This window comes from Rhodococcus zopfii NBRC 100606 = JCM 9919 (assembly GCF_001895025.1).
Classification (GTDB): domain Bacteria; phylum Actinomycetota; class Actinomycetes; order Mycobacteriales; family Mycobacteriaceae; genus Rhodococcus; species Rhodococcus zopfii.
The window spans coordinates 63315-77773 of the sequence record NZ_BCXI01000029.1; the positions used below are offsets into that span (position 1 = coordinate 63315).

The following is a 14459-nucleotide window of genomic DNA, read 5'->3' on the forward strand; positions in this document are numbered from 1 at the left end:
CACCGGACTTCACCGTGACGCTGCGGTGCCCCGACCTGACGGCCGGGGCCACCCGCAGCGTAGCGCAGTGCCTGGCACGTGCCCTTAGCGCAGTGCCTGCGCCAGGTCCTCGAGGAGATCCTGGGAATCCTCCAGACCCACCGACAGGCGCACTACTCCGTCCGCCAGGCCGATGGCGGCGCGTCCTTCCGGGCCCATCGCGCGGTGCGTCGTCGTCGCCGGGTGCGTGATGAGCGACTTCGCGTCACCGAGGTTGTTGGAGATGTCGACGATCCGCAGCTTGTTGAGCAGCTCGAACGCCTTCTTCTTGCCCTCACCCTCGCCGGCGGCGAGCTCGAACGTGATGACGGTTCCGCCGCCGCTCATCTGCGACCGGGCGAGCTCGTACTGCGGGTGCGATTCGAGGTACGGGTACTTGACCCAGCTCACCGCGTCCTGCGTCTCGAGGAACCGGGCGAGTTCGAGCGCCGTGTCCACCGACCGCTGTACGCGCAGCGCCATCGTCTCGAGGCCCTTGAGCAGCGTCCAGGCGTTGAAGGGGCTCAGCGCCGGACCGGTGTGGCGGATGAGCTGCTGCACGGGGCCGTCGATGTAGTCCTTCGGACCGAGGATCGCGCCACCGAGCACGCGGCCCTGGCCGTCGATGTGCTTGGTCCCCGAGTAGACGACGATGTCGGCGCCGAGGTCCAGGCTCCGCTGCAGCAGCGGGGTGGCGAACACGTTGTCCAGCACCACCTTTGCGCCGGCGGCGTGCGCCATCTCGGAAACCTTGCGGACGTCGACGAGGGTCTGCATCGGGTTCGACGGGGTCTCGAAGAACACCGCGGTGGTCGGCACCGACAGCGCCTGCTCCCACTGGTCGAGGTCCTCACCGTCGACGAACACGGTCTCCACACCCCACCGGGGCAGGATCTCGTTGCACACCACGAAGCACGAGCCGAACAGGCTGCGGGCCGCGACGAGCCGGTCACCCTTGCCGAGCAGCGCCGCCAGTGCGGTGAAGACCGCCGACATGCCGCTGGCGGTGGCGTAGGCCCCTTCGGCGCCGTCGAGCAGCCTCAGCCGCTCCTCGAACATCTTCACGGTCGGGTTGCCGTACCGCGAGTAGACGAAGTGGTCGACCTCACCGGTGAAGGCCTGCTCCGCGGCCTCGGCGGACTCGTACACGAAGCCGGAGTTGAGGTACAGCGCCTCCGAGGTCTCCTCGAACCCGGAACGCAGGAGGCCGCCGCGGACACCGAGGGTGGCCGGGCGCACCGAATCGGGCAGTGGCCGCTGGAACGCGCCACCCTGGGGAATTGCACTCACGACTGCCTCCACGGCAGGCCCGCGGCCCGCCAGCCCTCGGCGCCCCGATGCCCCTCGGGGTCGAGGGCGCCTTCGAATCCTTCGAGAACGTTGTAGGACGGGGTCAGGCCCGCAGCGGTCGCCGCGACGGCGGCACCGATGGAACGCTGCCCCGAGCGACACAGGAAGACCACCGGACCGCCGTCGATGCCGGCCGCGCGCAGTTCGTCGACGAACCGTTCGTTGGGGGCACCGCTCGGGTAGCCGACCCATTCGACGAAGACGGTGCGGCGACCGATGGACGAGGTCTCGGGAACCCCGACATATCTCCACTCGGCGTCGGTACGCACATCGACGAGCACGGCATCCGGGTTTTCCTGCAGCAGCTCCCAGGCTTGCTGCGGCGTTATATCACCTGCGTAGCTCACCGCACCAGCTTTTCACAGACGTGTCGGGGCCTGCGAGGCGGGCGGATCAGTCGGTGCAGATCCGCCAGCTGCCGTCGATCCGCGTCAACGACCAGACGACGGTCTCCTGCGCTCCGTCGACGGTGGTGCGAACATCGATGCGGCCGCGGTCCCCGTCGATGTCGGCAGTGCCGAATTCGTCGATCTTCACCTCGCCGGCAACGCCGGCGAGCGGCGCCCGATCGGCGGGCAGCTCGGCGCAGCGCAGCCGCGTCATCGCGGCCACATCGGCGGCGTTGTGGGCTCGCACGTAGTCGTCGACGGTCCGGGACACCAGGTCGGAGTCGCTCGGCGACTCGTCGGACGACCCGAAGACCTGCCCGGCGACGACGACGATGATGAGAACGACCAGGACGGCCAGCGCCCCGAGGAACGGGCCGGCGGTGCTGCGGTCCGGCTCGCCGGGATCCGGTTCGGGTGCGGGTCGCTTGTCTGCCATGCCCCTGATCCTAGGTGGACCGCAATCTCCGCCGGTCCGGGCGAGTTTGCCTAATAAACCCTCTCGAGGTAGGAATTGCCCATGGCCTCTGCACACCTCGTTCGACGTCTGGCCGTCGACCTCTGTCGTGTGTCTGCCCATATGTGTTGTCGCTGAAGCGATTCGCCATCCAGCTGCGTTCTGTGCGCACTCGCCGCCCCCGTGTCGCGGCATCGTGTCGGCCCATCAGAGGGGCGACCTAATTTAAGCTGAATCACGTCCGTCCGTTCTCCGAAGAGGTAGTTGACCCCTGATGACCGATCAGACTCGTCCCCTTCGCGTCGCCATCGTCGGTGCCGGTCCCGCCGGTATCTACGCCGCCGATGCGCTCATGAAGTCCGACACTGCGCAGGATCCCGGGGTCAGCATCGACCTGTTCGAACGCATGCCGGCGCCCTTCGGCCTGATCCGCTACGGCGTGGCACCGGATCACCCGCGCATCAAGGGCATCATCACGGCCCTGCACAAGGTGCTCGACAAGCCGAACGTGCGCCTGCTCGGCAACCTCGACTACGGCACCGACTTCACCCTCGAGGACCTGAAGCGGTTCTACGACGCGGTGATCTTCTCCACCGGCGCCAACGCCGACCGGGCCCTGAACATCCCGGGCATCGACCTCGACGGCAGCTACGGCGCCGCCGACTTCGTGTCCTGGTACGACGGCCACCCGGACGTGCCGCGCGAATGGCCGCTCGAGGCCGAGAAGGTCGCGGTGCTCGGGGTCGGCAACGTCGCCCTCGACATCGCCCGCGTGCTCGCCAAGACCGGCGACGAGCTGCTGCCGACCGAGATCCCGCCGAACGTCTACGAGGGCCTGAAGCAGAACAAGGCCGTCGAGGTCCACGTGTTCGGTCGCCGCGGCCCCGCGCAGGCCAAGTTCACCCCGCTCGAGCTGCGCGAACTCGATCATTCCCCCACCATCGAGGTCATCGTCGATCCGGAGGACATCGACTACGACGAGGGCTCGGAGCTCGCGCGCCGCAACTCCAAGCAGGTCGACATGGTCGCCAACACCCTGCAGGACTGGGCGATCCGCGACGTCGGCGACCGCCCCCACAAGCTGTTCCTGCACTTCTTCGAGTCGCCGTCGGAGGTGCTCGGTGAGGACGGGAAGGTCGTCGGCCTGCGCACCGAGCGCACCGAGCTCGACGGTACCGGCAACGTCCGCGGCACCGGCAAGTTCAACGACTGGGAGGTCCAGGCGGTCTACCGCGCCGTCGGCTACCTGTCGCAGAACATCGCGCAGCTCCCGTTCGACGACCAGGCCGGCACCGTCCCCAACGAGGCCGGCCGCGTCGTCGCCGACGAGACCGCCGAGGGCCACGACCGGTTCCTGCCGCACACCTACGTCACCGGCTGGATCAAGCGCGGCCCGGTCGGCCTGATCGGCCACACCAAGGGCGACGCGAACGAGACGGTCGCGAACCTGCTCGAGGACAACGCGAAGGGCCGCCTCAACACCCCGGCCGAGCCCGAGGCGGACGCGGTCGTCGCGTTCCTCGAGGGCAAGCAGCTTCCGTACACGACGTGGCAGGGCTGGTACCGCCTCGACGCCCACGAGCGCAGCCTGGGTGAGGCCGAGGGCCGCGAGCGCGTCAAGGTCGTCGAGCGCGACGACATGTTCCGCGCGTCGGAGCCCCACAAGGCCTGACGGGACGCCACCCCCCCCCGTTTTTCCGAGCGGACGGCACACTCGGTCGGTTGATCCGACCGAGTGTGCCGTTCGCTCGTTGTAGGCGGAGTTCAGAGCACGAACAGCACGGCCCACAGCCAGGCGCCGGCGGCGACGAGACCGCCGAGCAGTTCGACCAGCATCGACAGGCCGACCGCCTTGGTCGCCTCGACCGTCGAATCCCACGCGCCGCGATGGGTGCGGTGCCGCTGTGCCTCGGACAGGTACGTGCCGAGCAGGAAACCCAGCACGAGACCGATCACCGGCACCACGAAGAATCCGACGATACCGACGAGACCGCCGACGACGAGCGAGCGGGTCGGCACGCCCGCCTGCCGGATCCGTTTGCCGGGCCACGTGTACTTCACGATGCCGGTGACCACCAGCGCGACCGTCGCGATCGCGAACACGACCCAGGCCGTGGTGCCGCCGGTGAGGATCGCCCACAGCAGGATCGCCCCGAAGATCAGGATGGCGCCCGGCAGGATCGGCACGACGATCCCGAACAGGCCGACGAGGATCGCCAGTCCGACGAGGACCTCCGCGCCCGCGCTCACGGTGCGACCGGTCGGACGAGCGCGGCGGCTTCGCCGGCCCGGGCGCGGGCGGTGTCGACGTCGGGACCGGTGGCCACGGCCACTCCCATCCGGCGCCGCGCGTAGGACTCGGGTTTACCGAACAACCGCAGATCGGCCTCGGGCACGCGCAGTGCGTCGGCGACCCCTTCGAATGCGATCCCGGTGGCGTCGACGCCGCCGTAGATGACCGCGGACGCACCCGGCGTGAGCAGGGCCGTGTCGACCGGCAGCCCCAGGATCGCGCGGGCGTGCAGTTCGAATTCCGACAGCCGCTGGCTGCGCAGCGTCACCAGGCCTGTGTCGTGCGGGCGGGGGCTGACCTCGGAGAAGTACACCTCGTCGCCCTTGACGAACAGTTCGACACCGAACACGCCGCGACCGCCGAGTGCTCCGGTGACCGCCGCCGCGACCTCCCGTGCCCGGGTCAGCGCCGCCGCGCTCATCGGCTGCGGCTGCCACGATTCGATGTAGTCGCCGCGGCTCTGCAGGTGCCCGATCGGCTCGCAGAAGAACGTCTCGACGTCCCCGGACTCGCCGACCGCGCGGACGGTGAGCTGGGTGATCTCGTAGTCGAAGTCGACGAATCCCTCGACGATGACGCGACCGAAGTTGATGCGGCCGCCGGCCAGCGCGTATTCCCACGCGGCGGGCATCTCGTCGGCGGACCGCACCGTCGACTGGCCCTTCCCCGACGACGACATCACCGGCTTGACGACGCACGGATATCCGACCGCCTCGGCCGCGGCGAGCACCTCGGCGAGCGATTCGGCGAATCGGTAGGGCGAGGTGGGCAGGCCCAGTTCCTCGGCGGCCAGCCGCCGGATGCCTTCCCGGTTCATGGTCAGCTGGGTGGCGCGGGCGGTGGGAATGACCTCGGCGAGCCCGCGTTCCTCGACGACGGCGAGCGCGTCGGTGGCGATGGCCTCGATCTCCGGGACCACCAGGTCGGGTCGTTCGGCCTCGATGATCGCGAGCAGCGCCTGCGGGTCACCCATGTCGACGGTGTGGGCGCGATGCGCGACCTGCTGGCCGGGCGCGTTCGAGTACCGGTCGACGGCGACCACCTCCACACCGAGCCGTTGCAGCGCGATGGTGACCTCCTTCCCCAGTTCCCCGGCGCCGAGCATCAGGACACGGGTGGCATTCGGCGACAGCGGAGTGCCGAGACGCGGTGAGATCATGGTGGGACTATATGTGGCACCGGCGGTCGTTCCTGGAGGATGCGATGAGCAGTAGCCAGACGGACAGCACGACGCGCGAGCACGACGGTGATGCGTCCGATATCCACCGTGCCGATGTGCGGAAGTTCACCGCCGCCGATCGTCGGCATTTCACCACTCCCGGTGGTGATCCCGCGGACGAGGTGGACTGGCAGCGCCGCGACGCGCGCATCGTGCACCACGGCACCGGCGCGGTGGTGTTCGAGCAGACCGATGTCGAGTTCCCGTCCGGGTGGTCGCAGAACGCGACGGACATCGTCAGCCAGAAGTACTTCCGCGGCGAACTCGGCTCCCCCACCCGGGAGCATTCGCTGCGCGACGTCGTGGCCCGCATCGTCGACACCGTCACCGCGTGGGGCACCGCCGACGGGTACCTCGACGACCCGGAGACGTTCGCGGCGGAACTGACGTATCTGCTCGTGCACCAGAAGGCGTCGTTCAACAGCCCGGTGTGGTTCAACATCGGAGTCGCGGGCGTTCCGCAGCAGGCCAGCGCGTGCTTCATCCTGTCGGTCGAGGACAGCATCGATTCGATCCTCGAGTGGTACCGGCAGGAGGCGGTGATCTTCAAAGGCGGTTCCGGGGCCGGGGTCAATCTGTCCCGGATCCGCTCGTCCGCCGAGCCCCTCGGTGGCGGCGGCACCGCGTCGGGGCCGGTCAGCTTCATGCGCGGCGCGGACGCCTCGGCCGGGACCATCAAGTCCGGCGGCAAGACGCGGCGGGCCGCGAAAATGGTGATTCTCGACGTCGGCCACCCCGACATCGAGGAGTTCGTCGACTGCAAGGCGGTCGAGGAGCGCAAGGCCCGCGTGCTCGATGCCGCCGGTTTCGACATGGGACTCGACGGGCGCGACAGCCATTCGGTGCAGTACCAGAACGCCAACAACTCGGTGCGGGTCACCGACGAGTTCATGCAGGCGGTTGTGGACGATGCGCAGTGGCCGCTGCGTTCGGTCACCACCGGTGCGACGGTGCGCACGGTCTCGGCACGAGAATTGTTCGGCCGCATCGCTTCCGCAGCATGGGAGTGCGCAGACCCGGGCATCCAGTTCGACACCACCATCAACCGCTGGCACACCGCGGCGGTGACGGGGCGGATCAACGCGTCGAATCCGTGCTCGGAGTACATGCATCTCGACGATTCCGCGTGCAACCTGGCGAGCCTGAACCTGTTGACGTTCCTGCTCGAGGACGGCACGTTCGACGTGGCCGGGTTCCGGCACGCGGTCGCGGTGCTCATCACCGCCCAGGAGATCCTCGTGGGCCGCGCCGACTATCCGACCGAGCGGATCGGCGACACCTCCCGGCGGTTCCGGCAGCTCGGACTCGGATACGCGAATCTCGGTGCGCTGCTGATGGCATCGGGCCTCCCGTACGACAGCGACGGCGGTCGCGCGTACGCCGCGGCGGTGACCGCCCTGATGACCGGTCACGCCTATGCGGTCTCCGCGCGCCTGGCCGAGCGGCTGGGGTCGTTCGACGGTTTCGCCGACAACCGGCAGCCGACCCTCGCGGTACTCGCGCGGCATCGCGGCGCACTCGACGACGTGGACGCGGACCTCGCACCGGCCACGGTGCTCGCCGCGGCCCGGGAGAGCTGGGACGACGCGGTCGCGGGCGCGGCCGAGCACGGGGTGCGCAACAGCCAGGTGACAGTGCTCGCCCCGACCGGCACGATCGGTCTCGCAATGGATTGCGACACAACGGGTATCGAACCTGATCTGGCGCTGGTCAAGTCGAAGAAGCTGGTCGGCGGTGGCACCCTGTCGATCGTCAACCGCACGGTGCCGCGCGCCCTGTCGCGGCTCGGTTACACCCCGGCGCAGGTCGCGGACGTGGTGACCCACCTCGATACCCGCCGCACGCTGGCCGGTGCCCCGCACGTGCGGGACGAGCACCGCGCGGTGTTCGCGACATCGATGGGCGACAACGTGATCGAGCCACGCGGTCACGTGCTGATGATGGCGGCGGTGCAGCCGTTCCTGTCGGGGGCGATCTCGAAGACCGTGAATCTGCCCGAGTCCGCGACCGTCCGCGACATCGAGGACCTGTATCTCGACAGTTGGCGGCTGGGCCTCAAGGCGGTCGCGGTGTACCGGGACAACTGCAAGCTCGGACAGCCCCTGTCGACGGCACCGGCACAGGCCGCTTCGGCTCCGAAACTTCCCGGAACGGTAGTGCCCGCCCCGAGACGCGAACGTCTTCCACGAACCCGTAATTCGCGCACGTTCGAGTTCCGGGTCGCGGACTGCAAGGGGTTCTTCACGATCGGCGAGTACGACGACGGCAGGCCCGGCGAGATGTTCCTGCGGGTGTCGAAGCAGGGCTCGACCCTGGCCGGGATCATGGATGCGTTCTCGATGTCGGTCAGTTACGGCCTGCAGTACGGGGTTCCGTTGAGCACGTTTGTGCGGGCGTTCACCAGTACCCGGTTCGAGCCCGCCGGGATCACGGACGATCCCGATCTGCGGTTGGCCACGTCCATCCTCGACTACATCTTCCGGCGGCTCGCGATGGACTACCTGGAGCCGGACGAGCGTATGGATCTGGGTATCCGCACGGGTTCGGAGCGGTCGGCCCAGCTCTCCGCAGGCACCGAGACGGTCACCGACACCCGCGAGGGTCACGCCGGCAGCTCGGCCCCGTCGTCGGACGCTCCGTACTGCATGCAGTGCGGGGTGCGGATGCAGCGATCGGGTTCGTGCCATGCGTGTCCGTCCTGCGGAAACACCAGCGGTTGCAGCTGAATCCGGACCCGCCATACTGGCGCGATGGAATTGGGGATCGACACCGAACTGACATTGCTCGCCGCGGGCCTGATCTTTCTACTCGCGCTGGGCCTGGGCGTGTGGAAGTACCGGCAGATGGTCACGTCGGAGAGCCACCTCGCGCACCCGTACGTCGACATCGCGCACCGGTCGGCTCTGCTGTACTCGTTCGCGACGATGCTCACCGCGGTGTTCGTGGAACTGAGCGTGTGGCCGACGGCGGTGAACCTCATCGCCGCGGGGGTGCTCGTGGGCTTCTTCGTGATCGCGATCGGCAGCTACGTCGTGCACGGCGCGCTGCGCGACACCACCAATCAGTTCGAGGACGCGGACCGCGGCACGACCGTCGCGATGATCGCGCTCATCGTCGGCGAGATCGGTGGATTCTCGGTCCTGCTCGCCGGATTCGTGTGGGGCAGTTTCCTCGGCGGCTGACCTGCCGCACCGGCGGCGGTCAGGCCGGCGGCTGGGTCAGGGACAGTACGTTGCCGTGCGGGTCGCGGAACCAGGCGACCCGCAGGCCGTCGGGGGCCGTCCACACGTCGTGGTCGTCCTGATCCATACCGTTGTATCGAACGAGGTCGACGCCCTTGTCCCGCAACGCGTCGACGGTGGCGTTGACGTCGGCGACCTGCCAGCCCAGCACCGTGTACCCGGTGTCGGACCGGGATTGCACCAGCGTCACCCGCACCGGGACACCGCCACCTCCGTCGATCACGAGGGCGAAGTGGTCGCGGGCGATCTTCCGGAATCCGAGCGTGTCGACATAGAACATTTCCGAGACATCGAGATCGGTGCTCGGCACGAAACCCACGAGTTGGCCGCTGATCGTCATGGTGTCCACTGTGCTCTCCGCCCTCGGCACCCGGCAACCCAATCACCACATTCACCCACCGTCCCCGGTCACTGACTAGCATCTGCGGATATGAGCACCTCGGAGATCGCCACCGTCCTCGCCTGGCACGACGCCGTGAACGACAACGACGTCGACACCCTGCTGGAGTTGTCCAGCGACGACATCGTTCTTCCCACGGACGACGACGACGAGGATCAGGGCCTCGACGAACTCCGCGAATGGGCGACGACGGCCGGTGTGACGCTCACGCCGGGCCGGATGTTCGTGCACGGCGGCATCGTCGTCGTCGAGGAGACCGCGACGTGGGCGTCGGAACCGGACAAGGCACTCCCCGAGGCGCTGGCGTTCCGGGTGGTCGACGACCAGGTCGTCTCGGTCTACCGGCATCCGACGCTCGAGCACGCCCTCGAAGCGACCCGTCTCGGCGAGGAGGACCTCTACGAGGGGTGACCCCCGGCACATCTAACGATCGCTAAAGGTAGCCTCACGGGGACAGGTCCCAACGTCCCGAATGAGGTTCGCCGAGTGTCCGCTGAAGCAGTTGAGAAGAAGGGTCCGCTCGCGGGTATCCGCGTCGTCGAGTTCGCCGGTCTCGGCCCGGGTCCGCACGCCGCGACCCTGCTCGCCGATCTCGGCGCCGACGTCGTGTGCGTCCAGCGTCCCGGATTGATCCCGCCCGCCGGTCACCGCGACCAGATCCAGCGCGGCCGCACGATCGTCGAGGCCAACCTCAAGGATCCCGAGCAGGTCGAGAAGGTGCTCGGGCTCATCGAGCGCGCCGACGTGCTCATCGAAGGGTTCCGTCCCGGCGTCACCGAACGCATGGGCCTCGGCCCCGACGTCGCACTGGCCCGCAACCCGCGGCTGGTCTACGGTCGCATGACGGGCTGGGGCCAGGAAGGCCCGCTCGCCAACGCCGCAGGTCACGACATCAACTACATCTCGCTCACCGGTGTGCTGCACGCCATCGGGCGCAAGGGTGAACGCCCGGTGCCGCCGCTGAACATGGTCGGCGACTTCGGTGGCGGTTCGATGTTCCTGATCTTCGGCATCCTGTCCGCGCTCGTCGAGCGGCAGACGTCCGGCAAGGGCCAGGTCGTCGACGCCGCGATGGTCGACGGGGCGCTCGCGCTCTCGCACATGATGTGGGCATTCCGCGGTCGCGGCCTGTGGTCGGACGAGCGCGGCACGAACATGCTCGACACCGGCGCGCCGTACTACGACGTGTACGAGACCTCCGACGGCAAGTACATGGCCGTCGGGGCGATCGAGCCGCAGTTCTACGCGCTGCTGCTCGAGGGCCTGGACCTGGACCCGGCCGAACTGCCCGGGCAGGCCGACATCACGGCGTGGCCGCAGCTGCGGAAGGTGTTCACCGAGAAGTTCCTGTCGAAGACCCGCGACGAGTGGTCGCAGATCTTCCTCGGCACCGACGCGTGTGTGTCCCCCGTGCTGACCTTCGGCGAGGCGTCGGGCAACGAGCACATCGCCGCGCGCGGCTCGCTCATCGAACTCGACGGGGTCACCCAGCACGCGCCGGCACCGCGCTTCTCGCGCACGCCCGCGGGTGCCCCCATCCCGCCGGCCGGTGAGGCGACCGACATCGAGTCCGTCTGGACGTAGGTCCCGCTAGAGCCGGTGCACGGACCCCGCCGTGACCGCGTCCTCGAGGAACGAGGGTGGCACGGCGGGCCGTCCCGGGCGTGCGCGGTCGGCGCGGATGTCGTCGAGGACGCGCCGCGCCACCGCCAGCACGTGCGGGCCACCGTCCGGGAGGAGCCGGGCCAGTCCCGCTTGCGCACCGGTGTCGGCGACCGATGCGAGCAGGTCGGCGGCCTCGTCGGGGCGCCCGGCCGCGTCGAGACACGCCACCAGCAGCCGCTCGGCCAGCAGAGTGCGCCGCGGCCACCGGCCGTCCCGCCACGTCCGCACCCACTCCGATGCCCACCGGCAGGCGAGGTCGGCGTCCTCGGGGGTGGGGTCGGCCAGCAACAACCGGATCGCGGTGGCATCGTCGATCTGCGCGGTCAGCAGAGCGGTCCCGGACTCGGGTCGCGTGGTCGCCCCGTACCGCGCGACCGGGCGCTGTCGACGCACCGGCGGCAGATCCAGCCGGATGCGTTCGTTCTCGACGGCCGCGGCCAGGCGGTCGAGGTGCAGATTCGCCGCGGCATCGGCGCCGTCCCGTAGCCGGTCGGCCGCCATGTCGCGGTTACCGCGCAGCGCCGCCACACGCGCACCGACGACGAATCGGGCGATCTTGAAGTCGACCACGCCCCCCTCGGCACCCAGCGCGTAACCGTCGTCGAGCAGCCGTGCCGCCTCGTCGAGTTCGCCTCTCTCGTAGAGGAATTCGCCCCACACCGATCCCGCGAGCAAGGCCGGCGACGAGTGCCGGCCGCCACTGCGCCGCGACAGCGCCAGGGCTTCCCGGAAGTGTTCGGCCGCGGTGTCGACATCGAGTTCCTCGAATGCGGCGAGCCCGAGCAGGGTGTGCCCGTGCATGAGGTTGTACGGTCCGGCGTTCAGTTCGTGATACGGCCGCGCGAGTTCCTGCAGCCGACGCGCTTCCGCGAAAGCACCGCGATACACCGCATCGAACGTGGCGGTGTTCAATCCGGACGACACCACCACGGACGGGAGGGTCGCCGCCCGGGCCAGGCAGTGCTCGACCACGTCGTCCGTCCGCCCGGTCCGATCGGCGCGGATGTCGACGAAACTGTGGATCACCTCCACCTCCACGGCCATGTCGGCGGCTTCGTCGCCCGTGATCGCGCCGGCTGCCAGCCCGCTCTCGACCAGGCCGAGGGCCCGCAACCCCGGCTGGGTGCGGTGGGAGACGACGTTCGCCCACGCGATGGCCAGTTGCAGGCGGGGACGACGCGCCGTCTCCGACGCGGGCAGCTTCGCGACGAGACCGAGCAGAGCCGATCCCCTGCCGTGTTCGAGGAGGCGGCGGCCGTCACGTTCGACGAGGTCGACGGCACGCTCGTCGTCACCCGTCGCGAGCGCATGTTCGACGGCCTCGGTGACCATGGCATGCTTCTCGCACCAGTCCGATGCGGCGCGGTGCAACTGCATCAACCGCTCGGGATGGTCCCGTTCGAGACGTTGACGCAGGAACTCGGCGAACAACGGCTGGAATTGGAACCACCGCCCTTCCTGGTCCAGCCGGTGGAGGAACAGGTCGCGTTCCTCGATCTCCTCGAGCATCGCCTGTCCGCGCTCGTGCCCGCTGAGGGTGGACGCGAGACTCCCGCAGGTGCGTTCGGTGACGGCCGCGGTGAGCAGGAAGTCGACGAGTTCCGGTTCCAGCGACGCGAGGACGTTCTCCGTGAGGAACTCGCCGATGTCGCGGTGACGACCGGACAGGTGGGCGATGAAGTCGTCCAGGTCGTCGTGCCCGCACATCGACATCGAGGCCAGCTGCAGTGCGGCGGGCCACCCGTCCGTCGCTGCGGTCAACGCCGCGACACGGTCGTCGTCGAGGTTGAGGGCGCACTGCCCCACGAGGAATTCGCGGGCCTCGGGGATGCTGAAACGCAGTTCGTGGGAATCGATTTCGATCAGGTCGTCGCGCACCCGCATCCGGCTCATCGGAAGCCCCGCCCGGGTCCGCCCGACGACCATCACCTGCAGGTGACGACAGCAGTTGTCCAGCAGGAACCCCATCGCCGCGAAGGTGGCCCGGTCGGTGACGCGATGCCAGTCGTCCAGAATGACGACGATTCGTTCGCCGGCGGCGTGAATCTCGTCGATCAACGAGGTCAGCACGTACGTCTCGGCCTCACCGCCGTGCTCGGCGAGCGCCTGCCCGAGCTCGCCGACGAGTGCCGGGCGGACCTGGCGGATCGCCTCGACGAGGTGCGTGAGAAACCACACGACGTTGTTGTCGTCCCGGTCGACGTTCAACCACGCGACCGGGACGCCATCCCGGTCGAGGGCGTACCGCCACTGCACCGCGAGCATCGTCTTGCCGAACCCGGGCGGCGCGTGCAGGACGATCAGGCGCCGACGGCGCTGACCGGCGAGCCGGGCCAGCAACTTGCGGCGGGCCACGAGCCGTCGCGTCGGCACCGGCGGGCGGAATCGGGTGGCGGGGGCCGGCGGGGTGGTGACCCGCGCGCCGCGCCCCGTGCGCCGCGCACTGCGTCCGCTGGTCCCGGTTCCGACCCCGGGCGGCATCGGTTCGTGCACCTGGTCGGCGGCACCGGCGATCGACAACTCGTCGACGACGAGGCCCTGCTGCCTCTGCACGTCCTGCAGTTGCTCACCGAACGCGGCGGCGGTCGCGGGCCGATCCCGCGGATCGGCCGACATGGCCTGCTCGATCGCTGCGGACAGTGCGTCGGGCACACCCTCCTCGCGCAGGTCCGGGACGGGTTCGGTGCTCACCCGCACGAACTGGGTGACGATCTTCTCGCCGCTGCGGCGTTCGAAGGCCGCGTGCCCGGTGAGCGCGCAGAACAGGGTCGCGGCGAGGCCGTAAACATCCGACGCGGGTGTCGGGGTGTGCCCGGCCAGCACCTCGGGCGCGGTGAACGCCGGTGACCCGGTGATCTCTCCGGTCACCGTCTCGAAACCGCCGCGGATCCGCGCGATCCCGAAGTCGGTGAGCTGCGGCTCCCCGAACTCGCTGAGCATGATGTTCGCGGGTTTGACGTCGCGGTGCAGGATGCCGAGCCGGTGTGCCGTCTCGAGTGCCCCGGCCAGCGCAACCCCGAGGTGCACTGTTTCCTCCCAGCCGACGGGACCGGTACGGCGGATCCGCGCGTCCAGCGAATCCCGGCGGTGGTACTGCATCACCAGGTACGGGCGGCCGGACACCGTGGTACCGACCTGCATCACGTTGACGATGTGCGGATGCCCGGACAGACGGCCCATGGCGCGTTGTTCGCGGAGGAACCGTTCGAGATTGTCCGCGGCGAGGTGCGAGGTCAGGACCTTGACCGCGACGGTCCGGTCGAGCGCGACCTCGTGGCAGCGATACACGATTCCGAAACCGCCGCGGCCGATTTCGTACGCGTCCACGAATCCGGCAAGGGCGAGTTCCGTTGCGACGTCGGCTCCGACGTCGCGCTGTGTGGACAGCGGATCCTGCCCGGCCACGGTGGACCTCGCATCTCGTTCGCA

Annotated in this window: 12 protein-coding genes; 5 read left to right on the forward strand and 7 right to left on the reverse strand. The window is 69.1% G+C overall.

The window, feature by feature from the left end:
- Positions 1–84 precede the first annotated feature (84 nt).
- Genes RZ1_RS18320 through RZ1_RS18330 form a run of 3 tightly spaced genes read right to left on the reverse strand, consistent with a single transcriptional unit; the run spans position 85 to position 2193 of the window.
- Positions 85–1308: an O-succinylhomoserine sulfhydrylase gene (locus tag RZ1_RS18320; RefSeq protein ID WP_072813978.1), complete on the reverse strand. Its 1224-nt coding sequence runs from the start codon at positions 1306–1308 to the stop codon at positions 85–87.
- A complete protein-coding gene (locus tag RZ1_RS18325) occupies positions 1305–1715 on the reverse strand; it encodes a rhodanese-like domain-containing protein (protein WP_072813932.1) in 411 nt (136 codons plus the stop codon). Before RZ1_RS18325 ends, RZ1_RS18320 begins: the two co-directional genes overlap by 4 nt.
- Before the next feature lie 46 nt (positions 1716–1761).
- Positions 1762–2193: an Rv0361 family membrane protein gene (locus RZ1_RS18330; protein ID WP_072813933.1), complete on the reverse strand. Its 432-nt coding sequence runs from the start codon at positions 2191–2193 to the stop codon at positions 1762–1764.
- 292 nt (positions 2194–2485) lie between these two features.
- Between RZ1_RS18330 and RZ1_RS18335 the strand changes: the two genes are divergently transcribed.
- Positions 2486–3883 carry an FAD-dependent oxidoreductase gene (locus tag RZ1_RS18335; protein WP_072813934.1) on the forward strand — a complete coding sequence of 466 codons (1398 nt, stop codon included), beginning with the start codon at positions 2486–2488 and terminating at the stop codon, positions 3881–3883.
- A gap of 92 nt (positions 3884–3975) precedes the next feature.
- Here the strand turns inward: RZ1_RS18335 and RZ1_RS18340 are convergent, their stop codons facing one another.
- Together RZ1_RS18340 and purT are read right to left on the reverse strand one after the other, a co-directional pair.
- Complete coding sequence (locus RZ1_RS18340) at positions 3976–4461, reverse strand: DUF456 domain-containing protein (RefSeq protein ID WP_072813935.1); 486 nt, start codon at positions 4459–4461, stop codon at positions 3976–3978.
- On the reverse strand, positions 4458–5663 hold the full coding sequence (gene purT / locus RZ1_RS18345) for a formate-dependent phosphoribosylglycinamide formyltransferase (protein WP_072813936.1): 1206 nt from the start codon (positions 5661–5663) through the stop codon (positions 4458–4460). Before purT ends, RZ1_RS18340 begins: the two co-directional genes overlap by 4 nt.
- Positions 5664–5707: 44 nt before the next feature.
- Between purT and RZ1_RS18350 the strand changes: the two genes are divergently transcribed.
- Both RZ1_RS18350 and RZ1_RS18355 read left to right on the forward strand, forming a co-directional pair.
- The gene (locus RZ1_RS18350) at positions 5708–8449 is read left to right on the forward strand and encodes a vitamin B12-dependent ribonucleotide reductase (RefSeq protein WP_083583767.1); all 2742 of its coding nucleotides are present in this window, start codon (positions 5708–5710) and stop codon (positions 8447–8449) included.
- Between the two features lie 24 nt (positions 8450–8473).
- Positions 8474–8905, forward strand: a complete 432-nt coding sequence (locus RZ1_RS18355; RefSeq protein ID WP_072813937.1) for a hypothetical protein — start codon at positions 8474–8476, stop codon at positions 8903–8905.
- A 19-nt stretch (positions 8906–8924) separates the two neighbouring features.
- Here the strand turns inward: RZ1_RS18355 and RZ1_RS18360 are convergent, their stop codons facing one another.
- Positions 8925–9305, reverse strand: a complete 381-nt coding sequence (locus RZ1_RS18360) for a VOC family protein (protein WP_072813980.1) — start codon at positions 9303–9305, stop codon at positions 8925–8927.
- A gap of 90 nt (positions 9306–9395) precedes the next feature.
- Here RZ1_RS18360 and RZ1_RS18365 point away from each other — a divergent pair, with 90 nt between their 5' ends.
- Positions 9396–9776 carry a nuclear transport factor 2 family protein gene (locus RZ1_RS18365; RefSeq protein ID WP_072813938.1) on the forward strand — a complete coding sequence of 127 codons (381 nt, stop codon included), beginning with the start codon at positions 9396–9398 and terminating at the stop codon, positions 9774–9776.
- 75 nt (positions 9777–9851) lie between these two features.
- The gene (locus tag RZ1_RS18370; RefSeq protein WP_072813939.1) at positions 9852–10949 is read left to right on the forward strand and encodes a CaiB/BaiF CoA transferase family protein; all 1098 of its coding nucleotides are present in this window, start codon (positions 9852–9854) and stop codon (positions 10947–10949) included.
- Between the two features lie 6 nt (positions 10950–10955).
- Here RZ1_RS18370 and RZ1_RS18375 read toward each other — a convergent pair whose 3' ends face one another.
- Positions 10956–14435 (reverse strand): serine/threonine-protein kinase, encoded by a 3480-nt coding sequence (locus RZ1_RS18375; protein WP_072813940.1) that lies wholly within the window; start codon positions 14433–14435, stop codon positions 10956–10958.
- Positions 14436–14459: the final 24 nt, after the last annotated feature.

Bases quoted from the DNA above. Each gene is read 5' to 3' on its own strand.
- RZ1_RS18330 (WP_072813933.1), bottom strand. From the start codon at position 2,193: ATGGCAGACAAGCGACCCGCACCCGAACCGGATCCCGGCGAGCCGGAC.
- RZ1_RS18335 (WP_072813934.1), top strand. From the start codon at position 2,486: ATGACCGATCAGACTCGTCCCCTTCGCGTCGCCATCGTCGGTGCCGGT.
- purT (WP_072813936.1), bottom strand. From the start codon at position 5,663: ATGATCTCACCGCGTCTCGGCACTCCGCTGTCGCCGAATGCCACCCGT.
- RZ1_RS18350 (WP_083583767.1), top strand. From the start codon at position 5,708: ATGAGCAGTAGCCAGACGGACAGCACGACGCGCGAGCACGACGGTGAT.
- RZ1_RS18355 (WP_072813937.1), top strand. From the start codon at position 8,474: ATGGAATTGGGGATCGACACCGAACTGACATTGCTCGCCGCGGGCCTG.
- RZ1_RS18360 (WP_072813980.1), bottom strand. From the start codon at position 9,305: ATGACGATCAGCGGCCAACTCGTGGGTTTCGTGCCGAGCACCGATCTC.
- RZ1_RS18365 (WP_072813938.1), top strand. From the start codon at position 9,396: ATGAGCACCTCGGAGATCGCCACCGTCCTCGCCTGGCACGACGCCGTG.